18 protein-coding genes and 1 pseudogene are annotated in these 19,453 nt (G+C 72.4%); 10 read left to right on the forward strand and 9 right to left on the reverse strand.

Annotated elements, in window-relative coordinates:
* Positions 1-22: 22 nt before the first annotated feature.
* Positions 23-784 carry an isoprenyl transferase gene (locus ACFCV8_RS19390; protein ID WP_376686592.1) on the reverse strand — a complete coding sequence of 254 codons (762 nt, stop codon included), beginning with the start codon at positions 782-784 and terminating at the stop codon, positions 23-25.
* 204 nt (positions 785-988) lie between these two features.
* Between ACFCV8_RS19390 and mgrA the strand changes: the two genes are divergently transcribed.
* Positions 989-2,029 (forward strand): L-glyceraldehyde 3-phosphate reductase, encoded by a 1,041-nt coding sequence (mgrA, locus tag ACFCV8_RS19395; protein WP_376686593.1) that lies wholly within the window; start codon positions 989-991, stop codon positions 2,027-2,029.
* 215 nt (positions 2,030-2,244) lie between these two features.
* A complete protein-coding gene (locus tag ACFCV8_RS19400) occupies positions 2,245-3,396 on the forward strand; it encodes a winged helix DNA-binding domain-containing protein (protein ID WP_376686594.1) in 1,152 nt (383 codons plus the stop codon).
* Between the two features lie 123 nt (positions 3,397-3,519).
* Here the strand turns inward: ACFCV8_RS19400 and ACFCV8_RS19405 are convergent, their stop codons facing one another.
* From ACFCV8_RS19405 to ACFCV8_RS19415, 3 genes are all read right to left on the reverse strand, one after another.
* Positions 3,520-3,978 (reverse strand): hypothetical protein, encoded by a 459-nt coding sequence (locus ACFCV8_RS19405; RefSeq protein ID WP_376686595.1) that lies wholly within the window; start codon positions 3,976-3,978, stop codon positions 3,520-3,522.
* A 22-nt stretch (positions 3,979-4,000) separates the two neighbouring features.
* Entirely contained in the window at positions 4,001-4,822 is an 822-nt protein-coding gene (locus tag ACFCV8_RS19410) for a class I SAM-dependent methyltransferase (RefSeq protein ID WP_376686596.1), read from the reverse strand.
* A 64-nt stretch (positions 4,823-4,886) separates the two neighbouring features.
* Complete coding sequence (locus ACFCV8_RS19415) at positions 4,887-5,783, reverse strand: prepilin peptidase (RefSeq protein ID WP_376686597.1); 897 nt, start codon at positions 5,781-5,783, stop codon at positions 4,887-4,889.
* Positions 5,784-5,886: 103 nt separating this feature from the next.
* Between ACFCV8_RS19415 and ACFCV8_RS19420 the strand changes: the two genes are divergently transcribed.
* Complete coding sequence (locus tag ACFCV8_RS19420) at positions 5,887-6,270, forward strand: DUF192 domain-containing protein (RefSeq protein WP_376686598.1); 384 nt, start codon at positions 5,887-5,889, stop codon at positions 6,268-6,270.
* Positions 6,271-6,303: 33 nt separating this feature from the next.
* Here ACFCV8_RS19420 and ACFCV8_RS19425 read toward each other — a convergent pair whose 3' ends face one another.
* Complete coding sequence (locus ACFCV8_RS19425; protein ID WP_376686599.1) at positions 6,304-6,888, reverse strand: helix-turn-helix domain-containing protein; 585 nt, start codon at positions 6,886-6,888, stop codon at positions 6,304-6,306.
* 235 nt (positions 6,889-7,123) lie between these two features.
* Between ACFCV8_RS19425 and ACFCV8_RS19430 the strand changes: the two genes are divergently transcribed.
* From ACFCV8_RS19430 to ACFCV8_RS19450, 5 genes are all read left to right on the forward strand, one after another.
* A complete protein-coding gene (locus ACFCV8_RS19430; protein ID WP_376686600.1) occupies positions 7,124-8,272 on the forward strand; it encodes a Zn-dependent alcohol dehydrogenase in 1,149 nt (382 codons plus the stop codon).
* Complete coding sequence (locus ACFCV8_RS19435) at positions 8,269-9,696, forward strand: APC family permease (protein ID WP_376686601.1); 1,428 nt, start codon at positions 8,269-8,271, stop codon at positions 9,694-9,696. Before ACFCV8_RS19430 ends, ACFCV8_RS19435 begins: the two co-directional genes overlap by 4 nt.
* A gap of 216 nt (positions 9,697-9,912) precedes the next feature.
* The gene (locus tag ACFCV8_RS19440) at positions 9,913-11,925 is read left to right on the forward strand and encodes a hypothetical protein (RefSeq protein ID WP_376686602.1); all 2,013 of its coding nucleotides are present in this window, start codon (positions 9,913-9,915) and stop codon (positions 11,923-11,925) included.
* Between the two features lie 72 nt (positions 11,926-11,997).
* Positions 11,998-12,582 carry a hypothetical protein gene (locus ACFCV8_RS19445; RefSeq protein ID WP_376686603.1) on the forward strand — a complete coding sequence of 195 codons (585 nt, stop codon included), beginning with the start codon at positions 11,998-12,000 and terminating at the stop codon, positions 12,580-12,582.
* Between the two features lie 113 nt (positions 12,583-12,695).
* A complete protein-coding gene (locus ACFCV8_RS19450; RefSeq protein WP_376686604.1) occupies positions 12,696-13,145 on the forward strand; it encodes a DUF3592 domain-containing protein in 450 nt (149 codons plus the stop codon).
* Between the two features lie 42 nt (positions 13,146-13,187).
* Here the strand turns inward: ACFCV8_RS19450 and ACFCV8_RS19455 are convergent, their stop codons facing one another.
* The 3 genes from ACFCV8_RS19455 to ACFCV8_RS19465 form a co-directional block, all read right to left on the reverse strand.
* Positions 13,188-13,916 carry a hypothetical protein gene (locus tag ACFCV8_RS19455; RefSeq protein ID WP_376686605.1) on the reverse strand — a complete coding sequence of 243 codons (729 nt, stop codon included), beginning with the start codon at positions 13,914-13,916 and terminating at the stop codon, positions 13,188-13,190.
* A 50-nt stretch (positions 13,917-13,966) separates the two neighbouring features.
* Positions 13,967-16,363 (reverse strand): Tox-REase-5 domain-containing protein, encoded by a 2,397-nt coding sequence (locus ACFCV8_RS19460; RefSeq protein ID WP_376686606.1) that lies wholly within the window; start codon positions 16,361-16,363, stop codon positions 13,967-13,969.
* Positions 16,364-16,538: 175 nt separating this feature from the next.
* Positions 16,539-17,132 (reverse strand): hypothetical protein, encoded by a 594-nt coding sequence (locus ACFCV8_RS19465; protein WP_376686607.1) that lies wholly within the window; start codon positions 17,130-17,132, stop codon positions 16,539-16,541.
* Positions 17,133-17,398: 266 nt separating this feature from the next.
* Between ACFCV8_RS19465 and ACFCV8_RS19470 the strand changes: the two genes are divergently transcribed.
* The gene (locus ACFCV8_RS19470) at positions 17,399-17,902 is read left to right on the forward strand and encodes a DinB family protein (protein WP_376686608.1); all 504 of its coding nucleotides are present in this window, start codon (positions 17,399-17,401) and stop codon (positions 17,900-17,902) included.
* 36 nt (positions 17,903-17,938) lie between these two features.
* Here the strand turns inward: ACFCV8_RS19470 and ACFCV8_RS19475 are convergent, their stop codons facing one another.
* Complete coding sequence (locus ACFCV8_RS19475) at positions 17,939-18,808, reverse strand: LLM class F420-dependent oxidoreductase (RefSeq protein ID WP_376686609.1); 870 nt, start codon at positions 18,806-18,808, stop codon at positions 17,939-17,941.
* 340 nt (positions 18,809-19,148) lie between these two features.
* Between ACFCV8_RS19475 and ACFCV8_RS19480 the strand changes: the two are divergent.
* Positions 19,149-19,453 (forward strand): annotated as a pseudogene (locus tag ACFCV8_RS19480) (serine/threonine protein kinase); the annotation flags it as partial.

Raw genomic sequence — 19,453 nt, forward strand, 5'->3', positions numbered from 1 at the left:
TGCGGGACGCCCGGGAGGCGTGTCAGCCGCCGTAGCGGCGTCCGCGGGCGGCGTAGTCGCGCAGCGCGCGCAGGAAGTCGACCTTGCGGAAGGCCGGCCAGAAGACCTCGCAGAAGTAGTACTCGGAGTGCGCGGTCTGCCAGAGCATGAAGCCGGACAGCCGCTGCTCGCCGCTGGTACGGATCACCAGGTCGGGATCGGGCTGGCCCCGGGTGTAGAGGTGCTCGGAGATCATGTCCGTGGAGACGATCTCGGCCAGGTCCTCGAAGGAGGTGCCCTTGGCGGAGTGGTCCAGCAGCAGCGAGCGGACCGCGTCGGCGATCTCCTGGCGGCCCCCGTAGCCGACGGCCACGTTGACCAGTATCCCGTCGACGCCGAGGGTGGCCTGCTCGGCCTCCTTGAGCACGGTCTGGGTGTCGGAGGGCAGCAGGTCCATCGTGCCGACGTGATGGACCCGCCAGCGGCCGTCGGCGGCGAGGTCGCGCACGGTGTTCTCGATGATCCCGAGGAGCGGCTTCAGCTCGGACTCGGGACGGTCGAAGTTGTCCGTGGAGAGCAGCCAGAGCGTGACGACCTCGACGTCCGTCTCGCTGCACCAGCCGAGCAGGTCCTTGATCTTGTCCGCGCCCGCCTGGTGCCCCTGCGCGGCCGTGCCGCCGGACGCCTTCGCCCAGCGCCGGTTGCCGTCGAGGATGACGCCGATGTGCTTGGGCACCTGGGTGAGGTCGAGGCGGGCCTCCACCCGGCGTGCGTAGAGCCCGTACACCAGGTCGCGCAAGTTCACTGAGTTTCACCCTCTCGGTTCCGTGCGGGCCCGACCGCCCCCCGCTGCCCGGGGTCCGGGGCCGTCCCCCCGGGGGTCACCGCACTCGTCCGCGGGGCGCTTCGCCCCGCCGTGCCGTGGCAGTCCCCGAAGCCGCCACATTACTGCGCTGGCGGGGCACCGGCCCAACCCGGTCTGTCACAAGTCCGTGATAAGGAGGGAAACGTGACTGATTCTCCTCTTCATTACCGTGCCCACGACGCCCGCTACGACTCCATGGAGTACCGCCGCACCGGCCGCAGCGGTCTCAAGCTCCCCGCCGTCTCCCTCGGCCTCTGGCACAACTTCGGCGACGACCGCACGCTGGACTCCCAGCGGGCGATCCTGCGCCGCGCCTTCGACCTCGGGGTGACCCACTTCGATCTGGCCAACAACTACGGGCCGCCGCCCGGCTCCGCCGAGCTGAACTTCGGCAAGCTCTTCCGCCAGGACTTCGCGCCCTACCGGGACGAGCTGATCATCTCCACCAAGGCGGGGTACGACATGCACCCCGGCCCGTACGGCGAGTGGGGCTCCCGCAAGTACCTGCTGTCGTCGCTGGACGCCTCGCTGAAGCGGATGGGCCTCGACTACGTCGACATCTTCTACTCGCACCGCTTCGACCCCGATACTCCGCTGGAGGAGACGATGGGGGCGCTGGCCTCCGCCGTCCAGCAGGGCAAGGCGCTCTACGCGGGCGTCTCCTCGTACAACGCGGAGCAGACCGCCGAGGCCGCCCGGCTGCTCCGGGAGATGGGCGTGCCGGCCCTGATCCACCAGCCGTCCTACTCGATGATCAACCGCTGGATCGAGGACGACGGGCTGCTCGACACCCTGGAGACGGCCGGCATGGGCTGCATCTCCTTCGTGCCGCTCGCCCAGGGGCTGCTCACCGGGAAGTACCTGAAGGGCATCCCGGAGGGTTCCCGCGCCACCCAGGGCAAGTCCCTGGACCCGGGGCTGCTCTCGGACGAGGTGGTGCGCCGGCTGAACGGACTGAACGCGATCGCCGAGCGGCGCGGCCAGTCGCTCGCCCAGCTGGCGCTGTGCTGGGTGCTGCGGGACAGCCGGATGACGTCCGCGCTGATCGGCGCGTCGAGCGTGGCGCAGCTGGAGGAGAACGTGGCGGCGCTCGCCGGACCGGCGCTGACCGGGGCGGAGCTGAAGGAGATCGACACCTTCGCCGTGGACACCGAGGGCACCAACATCTGGGCCGGCCGGGGCTGAGGCGACGGGTGGTTCCGCGGGGCCGGTGCGACCGGCGCCGCGGGCCCACAAAAAACGGGCCGGTCCGTGGGGGGGGATACGGACCGGCCCGAGGGGGGGGTTTCCACCATAACCCTTCGTAAGTGCCGACGCGTGCCACGCCACTCGACAATCACTCTCCGGATACAACACGGATGCGGACAGCTCCTGACCTGATGGGCGGCTAGCTTCCCGGCATGACGACCCGAACCGCACCCGTGACCTGGTCCGCCGCGAACGCCCGCCGGATGGAACGCCAGGGACTCACCGCCCGCACGGCCCTGTCCCCCGCCGGGGTGGTCGGTACGCTGCCGGCCGCGCACGCCCAGGTCCTCTCGGCCGCCGAGCTGTCCGTCGGGCTGCGGACCACGGGCGTGACCCGGGCCGGGGTGCGCGAGGCGCTGTGGCGGGACCGCACCCTGGTCAAGACCTTCGGGCCGCGCGGCACCGTGCACCTGCTGCCGGCCGACGAGCTGGCGATGTGGACGGGGGCCCTGTCCGCGCTGCCGGCCGGGCGCAGCCCGTTCACCGGGGAAGCCAGGATGACGCCGGAGCAGACCGAGACGGTGCTCGCGGCGATCGGGGACGCGCTGGCCGGGGCCGAGCTGACCGTGGACGAGCTCTCCGGGGCGGTGGTGGAGCGGGCCGGGGCGTGGGCGGGGGACCTGGTGATGCCCGCCTTCCAGGGGATGTGGCCGCGCTGGCGGCAGGTGATGCATCTGGCGGGCCACCGCGGGGTGCTGTGCTTCGCGCCGAACCGGGGCCGCAAGGTCACCTACACCCGCCCCGATGTCGTACCGCTCGACGGTCCGGTGGCGCTGGCCGCTCTCGCGCGCCGCTATCTCCACGCGTACGGACCTGCCACGCCCGCGCACTTCGCGAAGTGGCTGGCGCTGGCGCCGGGCCCGGCCGCGGAGCTGTTCGAGGGGCTCGCGGCGCGCGGGGAGATCGAGCCGGTGGCGTACGAGGGCGGGCCGGCGTGGGTGGTGGCGGGCGACACCGGCTTCTCGGCGGAACCGGCCCGCGGGGTGCGGCTGCTCCCCTATTTCGACGCCTTCCTCATCGCGTCCCGGCCGCGCGAGCGGCTCTTCCCCGGCGCGGCGTACACCCGGGCGCTGGCGGGCGGTCAGGCGGGGAACTTCCCGGTGCTGCTGGTCGACGGCGTGGCGGCCGGGGTGTGGCACCAGCGGCGTTCGGGCCGTCGGATCGCGGTCACCGTCGAGCCGCTGGCGCCGCTGCCGGGGCGGCTGCTGCGGGAGCTGGAGGCCGAGGTGGCGCGGGTCGGTGAGGTGCTGGAGGGGAACGCGGAGCTGACGGTGGGTGAGGTGACGGTGGGGCCGCACGCGTAGGGCGCGTGCGGCGGGATGGTGGCGCGTGGGGCGGGATGGTGGCGCGTGGGGCGCGTGCGGCGGGGCGGACGCGCGTACGGCGTGTGCGGCGGGGCGGCCCGGCGGCGCGGTCGGGCCGCGCGGTCAGGTGGGGGACGGGGCGCCGCGGTGGCCGCGGGTGAAGCGGATCGCCACGGTGTCCCCGCCGCCGACCACGAAGCTGCCGCCCTCGCAGCGGATCACGGCCTCGCGCACCTGGCCGTTGGCGTCGCCGCGCTCCTCGGTGCGGACGACCGTCCAGCCGCCGTCGGGCGGCCGCGGCAGGCCCGAGACGGTGGCGAACTCCCACTGCCCGGACGGCACGCACCAGTCGGGCAGGCCCGGCCAGGAGCCCGGCCCGACCCGCAGGCTTCCGTCCGATGCGCAGGTCAGCAGCAGCGACTGGCCGTCGGCCAGCAGGAATTCGACGGCCTCCGGCTCCGCGATCAGCCCCTCGGGGCGGTAGAAGACACCGAGCACCCCGGTGATCCGTACGCCACTGAGCCAGTCGGCCCTCCGCTGCCGCGGGACCCGCGGTGCGTCCTCCTCGTTGCCCGCCCTCATGGTCGGCTCCCTCCCCAGGCGTTCACCGTCCAGGGTCGCACTCCGCGGGCGGTCGCGGAGGGCCGGCCGGTTTGCGGGCCTCGATCAGGAAGCGGGTGGTGTGGGCGGTGAACGGCCCCTCGGTCTCGATCAGGTGGTGCAGTTCGGCGAGCCGGGGCCGGTACTCCTCGACGGTGAAGCCCGGCACCATCCAGATCACCTTGCGCAGGAAGTAGACGACGGCGCCGATGTCGAAGAACTCGGTACGCAGCCGCTCGGACCGCAGATCGACGACCTCCAGCCCGGCCGACTCGGCGGCCGCCCGGGCCTGTTCGGGATCGCGGGCGCCGCGCACCTCGGGGGGCTGCGGGCCGAGGAAGTACTCGACGAGCTCGAAGACGCTGGCCGGGCCGACCGCTTGCGAGAAGTACGTGCCGCCGGGGGTGAGGACCCGGGCGATCTCCGTCCACCAGGTCGTCACCGGGTGACGGCTGACGACCAGGTCGAAGGCGTTGTCGCCGAAGGGCAGCGGCGGTTCGTCCGGGTCGGCGACCACGGCCGCGCCGCGCGGGTGCAGCAGCGCGGTGGCACGGGCGACGTTCGGCGGCCACGACTCGGTGGCCACGGTGAGGGGCGGCAGCTTCGGTACGGAGGCCAGGACCTCTCCGCCGCCGGTCTGGATGTCGAGCGCGGCGGTGGCCCGGCCCATGCGCTCCGCCATGGCGCGGGCGTACCCCCAGGAGGGGCGCTGTTCGGTGGCGCGGCCGTCGAGCCAGGAGAAGTCCCAGCCGTCGACCGGGACGGCGGCGGCCTCCGCCACGAGCGTGTCGAACCGGGCGCGCTCTGCTTCAGGTGTCGCGGGCATACCGGCATGGTGTCAGCGGGGCGCCGGGCGGCGCGAGCGCATATCCCCGGACCGGGCCGCGCCGTCAGGCGGCCAGGGCGCCGAGCAGGATGCCCAGCAGCGCCCCCGTGATCATGAAGGGGCCGAACGGGATGCCGGTCTTGCGTCCCGCCCGCCTCAGGACCATCAGCCCGAACCCGTACGCCGCGCCGAGCAGGAATCCGGCGAAGCCCCCGGCGAAGACCATGGCCCAGCCGTACCAGCCGAGGACCGTGCCCAGGGAGAGGGCGAGTTTGACGTCGCCGAAGCCCATGCCGTTCGGGTTGATCAGGAAGAGCACGAAGTAGAAGCCGCCGAGGGCGGCGCCGCCGAGCAGCGCGGAGAGCCAGGAGCCCGCGTGTTCGGGGAGGAGTGCCGCGATGCCGAGGAGCACGGCGGCCGCCCCGGCGGCGGGCAGGGTCAGCCGGTCGGGCAGCCGGTGGACGCGGCGGTCGATGGTCGCCAGGAGTACGGCCACGGGTGCCAGCAGCAGCCAGGCGGCCAGCTCGGGGCGGGTTCCGGTGGCCGCGGCGAGGACCGCGCAGGACAGCGCGGTGACGACGGGGACCAGGACGCCGGGAGCGTACCGGGCGGGGTGGGGGGTGGCGTCGGGGTGGGGGGTGGCGTCGGGGTGGGCGGGCGGCCCGGCGGGGGCTTCGGCGGCGCCCTCGGCGGGAGCGCCCGCGGTCGCGTCGGCGGGGCCGTCCGCGGGCCGTTCGGCGGACCCGTCCGCCGGGACGGTGACGGCCGGGGCCGCGGCGCAGGCCGCGCAGCGGGTGGAGCCGAGCCAGCCGCGGGCGGCGCCGGTCAGCGCGTGGCCCGCCGGGCAGGCGTCGCGCCAGGGTTCCTCCGGTTCCACGGAGAACCGGTAGGCGGCGCGCGGGACCAGCAGTCCGGCGGCCGTGCCCCAGAGTGCGGCGAGCACTGTCAGCATGGCGTCCACAGGGCGACCCTAGGCGGGCCGCCGGGAACGGGTCATGGGTCCGGGGGCCCACTGCGTACCGTTCCGGACCCAGCGGCCGTCACCTGGCGCTACCTTCTTGGCCATGGCTCAATGGCGCAATGGCAGAGGCACGTTGACGGTCACCGACGGACGGGGCGGGCGGGGTGAGGCGATACCGCTGCGGATCGCGGCCTCCTACCGGGCCCGCAGCCGCGGTCTGCTCGGGCAGGACGGGATCGACGGAGCCCTGATGATCACCCCGTGCGGGAGCGTGCACAGCTTCCGGATGCGGTTCACCATCGATGTGGCGTACCTGGACCGGAAGTTCCGGGTGGTGGCGGTGCACACGATGAAGCCCGGACGGCTGGGGCTGCCCCGGCTGCGGGCCCGGCACGTGATCGAGTCCGAGGCCGGGACGATGGAGAAGTGGGGCATCCGGCCGGGGGCCGTGGTGACGGTCGAGCAGAGCGGGACCGACGGGAAGTGACCGGCCGGACATCCGCCACGGCTGTGGCCGTGGCTACGGCCTGAGCTTCGTACGGGAGAGCGGGAGGGCCGGGGCGATCGACCAGAGGACCTCGGTCTCCTCCGCGCCGGGGTTGTCCCAGGCGTGCGCGGCCCGCGCGGAGAACGTCGTGGAGTCGCCCGCCTCCAGGAGTCTGGGCTCGCCGTCCACGGTGAGCCGCAGTGTGCCGCGTACCAGGTACGCGAAGACCGTCTCGGCCTCCAGGCTGTACGCGCCGCCGGAGCCGCCGCCGGGCCGCAGGATCGTCCGCATGACCTGGACGTACCGTTCCTCGGCGGGGGTGAGGAGGAACTCCTCGATGCCGTGCCCGCCCATCTCCAGCTTCGCGCCGAGGCCGCCCTTGACGACGTCCTGGTCCGGATAGTCGAAGAGCGTGGCGATGCCGGTGCCCAGGGCCTCGCAGATACGGATCAGGGTCGGGACCGAGACCGAGGTCTTGCCGCGCTCGGCGAGGCTGAGGAAGCCCTTGGTGACGCCCGCCTCCTCGGAGACCTGTGCCAGCGTCAGCCGCTGCGACTGGCGGAGCTCGCGCAGTCGCGGACCGATCGTGGACATGTGGCTGTCAGAGGCTTCGGACATGGCGAACACGCTACCTGTCGGGGACGTCACGGGCAGTGGCCGGGGGAAGACACAGGTCAAAAGGGATATCGAAAGGGTCTTTACCCATCGAGTTTAGTGCTGTAAAACTTGACGAAAGTTTAATGGCGCTAAACAAGGCGCCTCGGCGGCCTTCCGTGCCGCCCCTCGACGGCCGTACCCGTATGCGCCGCCCCTCCCCCCGTTCCGTTCCCGCACCACCCCGAGGAGTAGGCCCATGAGCTCCCCGTCCTTCCAAGAGAGCACCGCCCGCACGGTGCGCGGCGTCGTCTTCCGGTCCCCGGGCCAGGAGGTGACCGTCGCCGACGTCACGCTGGCCCCGCCCGGCCCCGGCGAGGTCGAGGTGGCCGTGACGGCGGCCGGGGTCTGCCACTCCGACCTGCATGTCATCCGCGGCGAGTGGGACCACCCGGTCCCGGTCATGCTAGGCCACGAGGGCTCCGGCGTGGTCACCGCGCTCGGCGCGGGCGTCACCGGCCTGGCGGTCGGCGACCACGTGGTGCTGTCCTGGGTGCCCTCCTGCGGCAAGTGCCGCTTCTGCCTGGCTGGGCGGCCCGCCGCGTGCAGCCTGGTGGCCGAGGTCGTGGCGCCCGGCGGGGTGCTGTACGACGGGACGAGCCGGCTCTCCGTCGACGGCGAGAAGGCCCACCACTACCTGGGCGTCTCCTCCTTCGCCGAGCGGGTCGTGGTCCCGGCCTCCGGCGCGATCAAGGTCCGCGAGGACGCGCCGCTCGACGTGATCGCCCTGGTCGGCTGCGCCATCGCCACCGGGGTCGGCGCGGTCCGCAACACCGCGGGGGTCGAGGAGGGCGCGACCGTCGCCGTCATCGGCTGCGGCGGCGTGGGCCTGTCCTGCGTGCAGGGCGCCCGGCTGGCGAAGGCGGGCCGGATCGTCGCCGTCGACGTCGTCCCGGAGAAGCTGGAGCTGGCCCGCAGGCTCGGCGCGACGGACACGGTCGACGCCCGGGACGGCGATGTCGTCGCGGCGCTGCGCGCCCTGGTCCCCGAGGGCCTCGACTACGTGTTCGACGCGATCGGCAAGATCGAGACCACCGAGCAGTCCATCGCGGCACTCGGCCAGGGCGGCGCCGCCGTCATCGTCGGCCTCCCGCCGACCGGCCGCACGGCCCGCTTCGACCCGCTCGCGCTCGCCGAGGCCGACCAGCGCATCCTCGGCTCCAACTACGGCTCGGTGGACGCCGCCCGCGACATCCCGGCCCTGGTGGACCTCGTGGTGTCGGGTGAGCTCGACGTGGAATCGATGATCTCGGCGCGGCGTCCGCTGGACGAGGCGGGCGACGCGCTGGCCGACCTCGCCGCCGGTCACGCGCTGCGTCAGCTGCTGATGATGGAGGACCGGACATGAGCACCGCCGGAAAGCAGACCGCCGCCCCGTCGTCCGACGGCCTGGCCCACCGGTCCGTCTCCACCTTCGAGGTCGGCGCGCAGAGCGTCGCGAACGTGGCGCCCAGCGCCGTCATCGCCTTCGCCCCCGCCAGCATGGCGGCGTCCGCGGGCAACGGTGCCTGGTTCTCGTTCTTCCTGGCCATGGCCGCCGTGCTGGCCATCGCGTACTGCATCTGCGTCTTCGCCCGCAGGCGGGCCGGGGTCGGTTCGCTGTACGCGTTCTCCCGGCTCTCGCTCGGGGCGCCCGGCTCGTTCGTGACCGGCTGGGCGCTGCTGATCGGCGCGGTGTGCATCGGCTCGGGTTCGCTGGCGGGCGCCGGCTACTACACGGCGCGCGCCCTCGACCAGATCGGCATCGGGGTCTTCACCGGGATCACCGGCCAGATCCTGCTGGACGTGCTGCTGGCCGCCGTCGCGATGCGGCTGACGATCGCCAGTGTGCGGACGGCGGCGCGGGTCGCCTCGGTGCTGGAGGTCGTGTCGATCGTCCTGATCGTGGTCGTGCTGCTGCCCGCCTTCTTCAAGAGCGGCAACATCATCGACACCGACCAGCTGAGCCTGAGCGGTTCCACCCTCGACGGCATCGTCTTCGCCGTGGTGCTGGGTGTGCTCGGCTTCGTCGGCTTCGAGGGCGCCGCCTCGCTGGGCGCCGAGGCCACCGACCCGTACAAGGCGATCCCCCGCTCGGTGATGGGCAGCGCGGTACTGGCCGGTGTGCTCTACATGTTCGCCACGTACGCCCAGGTCGCCGGGTTCGGCGGGGCGGACGCGCTGGGGAAGAGCTCCGACCCGATGGACGAGCTGGCGGAGATGTCCGGGCTCGGCTTCCTGAAGTTCTTCCTGCACGCGGGGTTCGCCGCCTCGTTCGTGGCCGTGGTGATGGCGTGCATCACCGTCGCCGCCCGGCTCCTGTTCGGCATGGCGAACGAGGGCGTGATGCCCGCCCGGCTCGGCCGCGCCCACCCGCGCCACCGCACCCCGTCCGCCGCGATCTGGGTCATCACCCCGTTCGTCGTCGTCCCGGCGGTGCTCGTGGTCGGCGCGGGAACGGCACCGCTGAACGCGACGTCGTACATCGACACCATCGGTGTCTTCGGCTACATGCTCAGCTACACCCTGGTCTGTCTGGCCGCCCCGCTGTTCGTGCGCCGGATCGGGGCACGGGGGCTGCTGGTCACCTGGGCCCTCGGCCTGATCGGGGCCGCCGCGATGGTCTACGTCTTCTACCGCAACCTGTGGCCGGTCCCGGAGTTCCCGCTGAACGTGCTGCCGTACGTGTTCGTCGGCGCGCTCGTCGTCGGGGTCGTCGGCTTCGCCGTCCTGAAGGTCCGCCGCCCGGAGGTCGCCGAGCGCGCCGGAACCTTCGCCGACGATCTGGACTGACCCCGCGGGAGTTTCCCGCCCCCTCGCCGCCCCGCCCTTCCCGCACCCCCACGGGAAGGGCGGGGCTTCGCACGTTGGGCCCGACTTTGGGGCCAAGGGCCCAGGTCACCCGGCTCGTACACCCGTACGCTCACGGCCACGCCCGCATCCCGAACCGCGGGCTCACGCAGGGCAAGCAAGGCAAGCAGGGCGAGCGGGCGTCGGAGAGGAAGAGCAGTGACTGGTGGCGGGGGCTGGGGAAGTGGAGGCCGGGGCCATGTACCTCCCGGCGGCAGGAGCGGTGGCTCCGGCGCGAGCAGCGGGGCGTTCTTCGCGCTGACCCGTAGCTGGGCCGCCGGTGCGCTGGTCTACATCGCCGCCGGATACCTGGTCTCGCGCGGGCTCGTCGAGCTGCTCGCCTCGGACGAGCGGCTCGCCGGCTTCGGCTGGCGGCTCGCGCTGCTGCACATACCCGCCGTCATCACGACCATGGTCACGGTCCTGGCCTCCGCCCGGGTGCTGCCCGAGGAGTACCGCGACTCCCGGCTCATGTCGCTCGGCGGCGCGCTCACCGTGCCGGTGGCCGCGCTGGTCTACGGACTCGTCGTGTCCTGGCATCTGGTGGGCGTCGAGGGCACCTTGATGCCGATCGTCTCGCTGGTGACCGGCGCGGCCGCGGGCCTGGCCGTCGACCGGCTGCTGGAGGACCGCGGCGACGAGGAGGCGCCCGCCCCGTACCAGCCGTACTCCTGGCGGGACGGCGGGGCCACCGCCATGGAGTACCTCGGGGTCGTCGTCCTGGTCGTCACGCTGATCGGCGCGATGTCGATGGCGGGCGTCGGCGGGCAGATCGGCGAGCGCATCCGCTGCGCGATCGGCGCGCTGGGCGGCGGCGGGGGCGGCTGCTCCAGCGGCGGCGGCGACAACGGCACCGACAACACCGCGAAGCCGAAGACGGACGCCGACTACGAGCCCAAAATGTGCCAGGTCTCCAGCGTCTCCGACACCGTCGGCGACAAGGTGAAGATCGGCTGGTTCGAGTGGGGCAACGAGTACGGCTTCCAGCAGAAGGTCAGCCAGGCCAACACCGATGTGAACGGTGACGGCAAGGTCGACGGGAACGACAAGCTGGTCTACATGACGTTCACCGACGCCGCCTCGGTCGGTGCCAACGCCTCCACCCCGGGCATCAAGCTCGGCAAACTGGGCAAGGCGGACGTCGATGTCGGCGGCGGCATCAAGATCACCAACGGTGACACCTGGGTCTTCAAGAGCGAGGAAGAAGCCAAGAAGATGCGGGACGACATCGAGGAAATGAAGATGTGGGAGACCTCCACCAAGTACAGCGGTGGATACGGCGGCGGCTGGTACTCCGGCATGAAGTGGGCCGACAAGAAGAAGGACGTCGAGAAGAAGATCGGCGACAAGAAGATCTCGTACTCGACGATCGGCCTCAACGCCTACGCGGACGGCGGACTCTCCATCAGCGCGGGCGACGACACCAAGCTCGGCGCGAAGCTCGGCGGCAAGGCGAAGTTCTCCCCCGAGGTGACCATCACCAAGGACGACGTGAACGGCAACGAGTCGTACACGTACACCGCCAAGCTCGAGCTGGAGGGCAAGGTCAGCGGCAACGCGGGCCCGTTCGGCGGCGCGGCCGGGGCGAAGGACAGCCGGACCGGGGCGGTCACCGTCACCCGTGACCAGAAGACCGGGAAGATCGTCCGCATCGACATGACGCAGACCCTGGAGGGCACCTCGACGTCCGACAAGGGCGACATCAGCGGCGACAACGGCAAGAAGGACGGCGACAAGCGCGGCGGCAAGGTCAGCGGCACCGACTCCTCCGGCGAGACCGGCATCCAGGTCAAGACGAACTCGATCGTCTTCGGCAAGGACACCGACGCGGACACCGAGGCCAAGCGGGCCATCGCCGAGCAGTGGCTGGACGGCTCCGGCAACAACACCGCCCCCTTCGAGTACCTCTTCGGCGACCACAACATGGAGAGCAAGCCGGCCGGGACCGACCCGTTCGAGCAGCTGATGTACCAGGACGGTCTGTCGAGCACGATGAAGTACACCGGCCAGACGGACGCCCAGGAGTTCGGCTTCGAGGTCTCGCTCGGTATGAGCCTCGGGTTCTCCATCTCCGACGAGCACAAGAAGGAGACCCTGACGGACGCGCAGTTCCTCGGGGCCCCGCAGGGCGACAAGCGCTCGTATCTCCCGTACAGCTACTGCGCGAAGTAGCGGTACGGAAGGATGGCCGCGGAGCACACCGGCCGCGGCAGGCACGCAGGCACGACGAAGAGGCGATGGGCGATGACGACGACACAGAAGATCCACCGGGCGATCGGCGCGACCGCTGCCGCCGCCATCGGCCTCGCCCTGCTCACCGGGTGCGGCGGCGACTCCGCCTCCCTCCCGGAGGGCTGGGGCAAGCTCGACACCAAGAGCCTCTCCGTCGGCTACCCCGGCGGCCAGGGGTACAAGGAGCAGCCCGAAGCCGAGCTGGCGAAGGGCAACGCGGCCGTGGCGCTGAAGGAGGAGAGCGGGCTGCGCACCGGCATGGTCTCGGTGCAGCTCGACTTCGCCACCGGTGTGGACGACGCCGCCGGGGCCGCGTCCGCGGCGGGCGCCGGCATCGGGCTGGGCGCCACCCGCAAGGCGACCGAGGACGTGCGGCTCGCGGGTGCGGAGAGCGCCCGCGACGCCCGCCGGATCGACTACGAGTTCACCTCGAGCGGCGAGGAGCGGACCCCGGCCGACGGCACCCGGATGACCGGGGTCGTGGTGGCGGGCGTCGATTCGAAGAAGGTGCCGTTCGCGGTGCGGATCAACGCCGTCAAGGGCACGCTGAGCGCGAAGGACCTCGACGCCTTCGTCGACTCGATCACCGTCAAGTAGCGGGTACGGTCGGGTGATCGGCACGGTACGGCCGTCCCAGTGACGCCGGCCGTGCCGACCGCACCGGCCGCACCGGCCGCACCGGCCGTTTCGAGGATCGGGGGAGCTCGTCCATGCAGGTCCTGCCCGGTGGCACGGCCACCTTCCTGCTGCTGTTCGGCCTGTTCCTCGGCGCGTTCGCGGTCCGGTCGGGCCTGCGGCTGAACCGGGTGCTGCGGCTGCTGCGCCACGGCGAGCGCGCCGAGGGCCGGTGTGCCGAGCGGCGCACGGTGGACCGGGGGCCGGGCGCGGAGCGCGGTTACGCCACCGAGTACGTCTTCGCCTTCCGCACCCGGGACGGCCGCGACATCGAATTCACCGACCACGCCCCGGGCCCGTTCGGCTTCGAGGTCGGGGCGGCGGTCCGGGTCAGCTACGACCCCGCCGACCCGGCGCGGCGGGCCACGGTCGCCGGGCCGGGGGCGTGGGGTCCGGTGCTGATGCCCGCGCTGTTCACGGGCGTGCTCGGGGCGTTCGCGGTGGGGCTGCTGGCCGGCTTCGCGGCGATGCGGGGCTGGATCTGAGGAGCGGGGCACCCGCGCGGGGCGCGGGACCGGGCCCCGCGGTCAGTAGCGGTCCCGGTCGAACGGCTGCGGGAGCCTCTCCAGCGCCCCGGCCTCGCGCAGCCGCTCGTTCACCGCGATGACCGTCTCGATGTCGGGGTTCTTCGTACCGCCGTACGTGAGGTCGACGACCAGCCCGTCGTGCGCGGTGCGGACGTACGTCCCGGGCAGGTCCTCGGGGGCGCGGGCGGCACGGCCGGCGGAGAGGAAGACCGCCCGGCCGCAGCGGGGGGCGCTGTTCTCCAGGTCGAACCGCTCGGCCACCGCCTCGTACACGGCCTTGTCGTACACCTGTCCGGCGTCGAACTCCCAGTGCTCCGCGAGGACGCGAAGGATCTCCGGGGTGCGCCGGATCACTTCGGCGGTCTCGTCGACCTCGCGCGACCGGAAGACGAGGGAGACGGAATGCGGCGCGTAGCGCGACGTGCCGCCCGCGTGCGTCGCCAGGGAGACGTACGCCGATCCGGGGTTCCGCACCCACGACGACGACGTGTAGCCCACCACGTCGAGGTCGGGGCCGGTGTTCCGCCGCTCGATGTACTCCGCCAGTGCGGCGGCCGAGGGCACCAGCACGGGGTCGGACGGGAGGTCGTCGCCGGCCTCGTGCCACACGTCGAAGGTCGCGGCGTCGATGTCCTTGAGAGCGGCGAGCGTGCCGGACCAGCGTTCGGCGACGCTCCGCACGGTTTCCGCGCGGGGGCCCCAGAGACCGTTGACGACGACGTACAGCACGACACTCTCTCCTCGGATTCGGGTCCTGCGCTCCGCTGCCCGGCCGGCGCTCAGCCGCCGACCAGGTCATCGGGGGTGTTGATGACCTTAACGTCGATGCCCTGCTCCTTGAACATCTCACGCGCCGCCTCGGCGACGTCCGGGTCGGAGAGATGCCACTCGACCGGTCGGCCGCGCGCCGCGTCGACCTGCCGTCTCGCCTGGGCGGACCACCGCTCGGTGATCTTCGGGGTGAGCTTCCCGGTGTCGGCGTTGTAGAAGTCCGGGCTCTTGTACCCGTACTTCGCCTCCAGGTAGGTGCCGCGCGCGGAGTCCCAGCCGTCGAAGTCGACCGGCTTGCCCGTGAGCTTGTCGAGCGGTACCTCGTACTCCTTGCCCCGCCCCACCTTGGAGATCTGCTCCTGGTAGCGGGCGCCCATCTCCGTCGGGTAGTTGAAGACGCCCGGCTTGATCTCCGCCCAGTTCCCGTCGCCGGCGTCCTTGGCACCGGCCGGCGGGTCCTTCAGGTCCTTGTACCAGGCGGGCTTCGGCTGCTTCTGGGCCCGCTCCAGCCCCTGCCTCCGCTTGGCCGCGGCAGCTGCCTTCTTCGCCTCGTCGGCCTGCTTCTGGGCCTCGTCGGCGGCGGCCTTCTTCTCCGGGTCGACCTCGTCGCACTTGCCCATGAGGAAACCGACGGGCACGGAGGCGGGCGGCGCGGCCAGTACGGCGGTGCCGGTGCCGGACGTGCCGGCGGCGGGGCCGGAGCCGTACGGCACGCGGAGGCGGCCGCCGATGCCGACGGTGCAGCCCTTGAGGCCGGCCTTCTCGGCGGCGTCGTCGGCGTGCTTCTGCGCTTCCTTCGCGGCCTTCTCGGCGGCGTCGACGTCACCCGCCCTGGCCGCCTTCTTCGCCTTGTTCGCGGCCTCGCCGGCCTTCTCGGCGAACTCGCCGAGCTTGCCGAGTTTCCCGAGCTTGCCCAGCTTTCCGAGCTTGCCGACGAGCTTGCCCTCGCCGTAGCCCGGGATGAACAGCGAGCCGATGTTCCACAGGCCCGTACCGATGGCCTGGCCCTCGTCGCCCCGCTTCCACATGTCCCGGACGTCGTCGCCGATGAACACGTCGTCCAGGGCCGTGAGACCGGTGCTGCCGGACGCCTTCGTCCAGTCCCAGATCGCGCCGAGGTAGTCGCCCTTGTCCCACTTGTCACCGGCGCCCTTGGAGTCCTCGCTCCACTTGTCGCCGAGGCTCTTGCCGTACTCCTTCAGGCCGTCCCAGGCCTTGATGGGGTGCAGGACCGTGTCGATGGTGCCGGTGATGTCGCCCCACAGGCCGTCGCCGATCAGGCCCGTGAAGAAGCCGCCGGTCTGGTGCGCGGCGCAGGAGAAGAAGGCGCCGACACCCGAGGTGCAGCTCTCGCCGGGCTGGTCGCCGCCGTTGTCGCCGCCGCTGTCGTCCTGGTCGTCGCCGCCGCCGTCGGGCTCGCCGGAGCTGTCGACGTCGTCGCCGCCGTCGTCGACCTGGGTGACGGTGTCGCCACCGGTGCTGCCGGAGTTACCGGAGCCGCCTGTGGTGCTGGAGTCGCCCGAGGCGCCTGTGGTGCTGGAGTCGCCCGAGGCGCCAGTGCTTCCCGTGGTGCCTGTGGTGCCCGTGGTGCTGGTTCCGCCGGCCGTGTCGGCGCCACCGGCGGTGTCCGTACCGCCCGCGGAGTCCGTACCTCCCGCGGAGTCCGTACCTCCCGCGGTGTCCGTACCGCCGGCCGCTTCCGCGCCGCCGGAGTTCGTTCCGTGCCCCGCCTCCACGTTCCCGCTGCCGGGCGCCGGGCAGGCGCTCCCGGTGAGGCGGCAGATCGCGTCCTGCATCCCGCCGGTGATCTGGGCGCCGATCCCGGTGACGACGAGCCCCCCGATGAGGGCCACGACCACCAGGACCATGCCCAGGTACTCCATCGCGGTCTGGCCCTCGTCGTCCCGCCGCCACCGGATCATGCGCGCGAGGCTGAACCGCCGGTGCGGCGCCCGCTGTCCGGGGGGAAGGTCGAACCAGTCGCGGGCGCTCGACCGGAACAGCAGGACGACGACCACGACCGGGATCACCAGCTGGGTGATCCCGCGCGCACCGCCTGCCCCGATGTTGGCCAGGGCACCGAGGGCGAGCCAGACGTGCGTGGCCAGCAGCCCGCGCCGCACCCAGGTCCCGCCGGTCCGCACGTACAGCGAGAGGACGAAGGCCACCGTGCTCGGCAGCGCCGCGTACAGGAGCAGTCCGAGCAGCTCGCCGTCGAGCCCGTCGACCGCCGACGCCACCGTCAGCACACCGATGCCGCCGAGGACCGCGACGGCGAACAGCAGCCGTACGAGGATCAGTACCGCCTGCAGGGGACGCGGCAGCGAGTGCCTGCCTCCGTGCCCGTCCGTGACGACCCCGCCACCGGCGCCGGGGCCACCGCCCGCGACCGCGATTCCACCCATGCCAGACACGACGAGTCCCCCAGCTTGCCGGTGTAAGGCCAGAGTTCAGCCACTTCACGCATCCGACCACACCGGCACCCTTCGGGGCATGGGCCTCAGGGCCCAATGCAAGGCTCAAAGTCACCGATTGCGGCCCGCACGGATCCGAAGCGGCGCAACCGGGCCCCTCCCGCCGTTACCGGACGGGCACCTCGCTCCCGAACAGCATCCAGGGCGACTGGTCGTACGAGGCCACCCCGGCCAACTGCGGCTGGGTCGCGGCGATCTCGTGCCGCACGGCCAGGGTGTCGGGCCAACTGTCGAAGTAGGCCGTGCCGTTGATGACGACACCGCTCCAGTCCGTGGCCACCGAGGCGCCCTCGCGGTCGACGACGAAGCCGATGCAGAGCACCGAGGCGCGCCCGATCGCCTCCCGGATCGCCCGCGCGGCCACCTCCTGCTCGTCCCGGGTCAGCCCGCCGAAGCCGAACTCCAGCGCCACGACCCCGTCCCGCATCCGGCGGACCCGCGCGGGGACACCCGCGCCGCTGTCCACCCACAGCAGGAAGTCGACGCTGTCGAGCCGCTGGAGACCGGCCAGGAGCACGAGTTGTTCCCTGGTCACCCAGGACGGGATGCCCCGCGGGCCCGGCCCCGGGCCGAGGAGCGTGACCCGCCGGCTGACCGGATGGCTGAGCCGCAGCCCCGCCGCGTCGAGGTCACCGAAGAGGCACTCGGAGTCCGGGCGGCTCCAGCCGAGGTGGTACGAGTAGAAGAAACCATCACTCATCGACACATCACCCCATGAAAGACAGGTGGGAGCGTGCAGTTCAGGTGCGCGCGGGCACGCCGGACGGGCGCCCGGTCGGGGCGCCTGCCAAGGGGGCTCGCTGTTGGTCGGGCACGAGCCTAGCCAGGCACGATCCCCCGGGCGTGGGTCCAGGGACCCAGGGCCGGACCCCAATGCCGGGCCCGTTCGCCCCGCCCTTCGAAACCCCTGCCCCGGCGGCGGAATCCGGTGGACAACGGGCACCGGGTCGCGGATCGTGTACGCCGATGACACGCACCGACACGCCTCCCGCCCGGGACGAGCGCACCCAGCTGGCCACCTTCCTCGACTACGTTCGCGACACCGCGCGCGTGAAGTGCGAGGGTGTCTCCCCGGACGACGCCCGCCGGGCCCCGCTGCCCGGCTCCCCCCTGATGACCGTCGCCGGGCTGATCAACCACCTCAGCTGGGTCGAGTACCACTGGTTCGAGGTGATGTTCCTCGGCGGCGAGGACGAGGGACCGTGGACGGAGGAGGACCCCGACCGCGAGATGCGCATCGCGCTGGACATGCCGCTCGACGACGTACTGGCGCTGTACGCGGAGCGCACCGCCCGCTACCGGGAGCTGGTCGCCTCCCACGACCTGGACACCCTGGCCGTACGCCCGCGCGGCGACGGCCGCCACCCCGATCTGCGCTGGATCGTCCTGCACCTGATCGAGGAGACCGCCCGGCACAACGGCCACCTCGACCTGATCCGGGAGATCGTCGACGGCACCACCGGCGCGTAGGCCCCGGCCCGCCCCCGGGCCGGAGCCGGAGCCGGGTCACCCGATGGCGGCGACGGCGGGGACGAGGTGCTCGGCGACCTGGTGGGCGAAGCTCACCGGGTGCCGGTCGGGCACCAGCTGGATCTCGCCGACGCCCAGCCCCGCGTACGCCCGGGCGTCGTCGAGGAAGGCGGCCGGGCGGTCCAGCACCGGGCCGTTGTACAGCACGGTCTTGGTGACGGCGTCGTAGTCGCGGTCCTCGGCGGCGCAGTGGGCGCGCAGCACGTCGAGCTTGCGGGCCACCTCGTCCGGGCCGGTGGCGAAGAGGTTGCAGGCGTCACCGTAGCGGGCGACCAGGCGCAGCGTCTTCCGTTCGCCCGACCCGCCGATCATGATCGGCGGGTGGCCGCCGATCGGCTCGGGCACGCAGAGCGTCTCGGCCAGCCGGTAGTGCTTCCCCCGGAACGGCCCGTTGTCGTCGCTCCACATCTGGAGGCAGATCCGGATCGCCTCCTCCAGCCGCTCGAAGCGCTCTGCCACCGGGACGACCGGCACACCGAGCCCGTACTGCTCGCGCTCGTACCAGGAGGCGCCGATGCCCAGCCGGGCCCGGCCGCCCGAGAGCACGTCGAGGCTGGTGACGATCTTCGCGAGCAGGCCGGGGTGGCGGTACATCACGCCCGTGACCAGCAGTCCGAGGGCCATGCGCTCGGTCAGCGCGGCCAGGTAGCCGAGCGTGGTGTAGCCCTCCAGCATGGGTTCGTCGGCGACGCTGCGCCCGGTCTCCATCTGGAAGTAGTGGTCCATCACGCTGAAGGACGCGAACCCCGCCTGTTCGGCGATCCGCGCCGTCTCGGCGAGCGTGGGCGCGATGAGCGCGGGGTCGGCCGGTGTCGAGTAGTTCCAGTAGTGCAGGCCGAGCTTCATCTCCCGCCTCCGTCCACGCCTCCGTATGCCGTCTCCGGTACCGCTTCCGGTTCCCGCCGTCTCCGGTGCCGCCTCCGCGGGGCGCACACGGGCGGTACGCGGTCGGCTGCCCACGCTACGCGGGCGGCGGGCCACCGGCATTCCGGGCGGGGCCGGACGGATGAGGGGCGGCACTCCGACGGGTTCTCGCACTCGCCCGCCGTCCGCCGCGGCCACGACGGCGCGCGGGCCGGCTACGCAGGGCGGCGGGCGCCACCTCGTACGTCGGGTGCGGCCTCTTCGCGCGAGTGGTTCCGGCAACTTGCCACCACGGCTTGAATACCTCAACTACGTTACGGCCGTGGACCAGTTGACATCCGAAGACCCTCTCCACATCGGCCCGTACCGTCTGATAGCCCGGCTGGGCGCGGGCGGCATGGGGCTGGTGTATCTCGGCCGCTCGGAGGCCGGGCGGACCGTAGCCGTGAAGGTGGTGCAGGCCGAGTACGCCCAGCATCCCGAATTCCGCAGGCGATTCGCGCGCGAGGTCGCGGCGGCCCGGCGGGTGGGCGGTACGTGGACGGCGGCCGTGCTCGACACCGACACGGAGGCCCGGGTGCCCTGGGTGGCGACCCAGTACATCCCCGGGCCCGACCTCTCCTCGGT

It is taken from the genome of Streptomyces sp. NPDC056347 (assembly GCF_042262625.1).
Classification (GTDB): Bacteria; Actinomycetota; Actinomycetes; order Streptomycetales; family Streptomycetaceae; genus Streptomyces.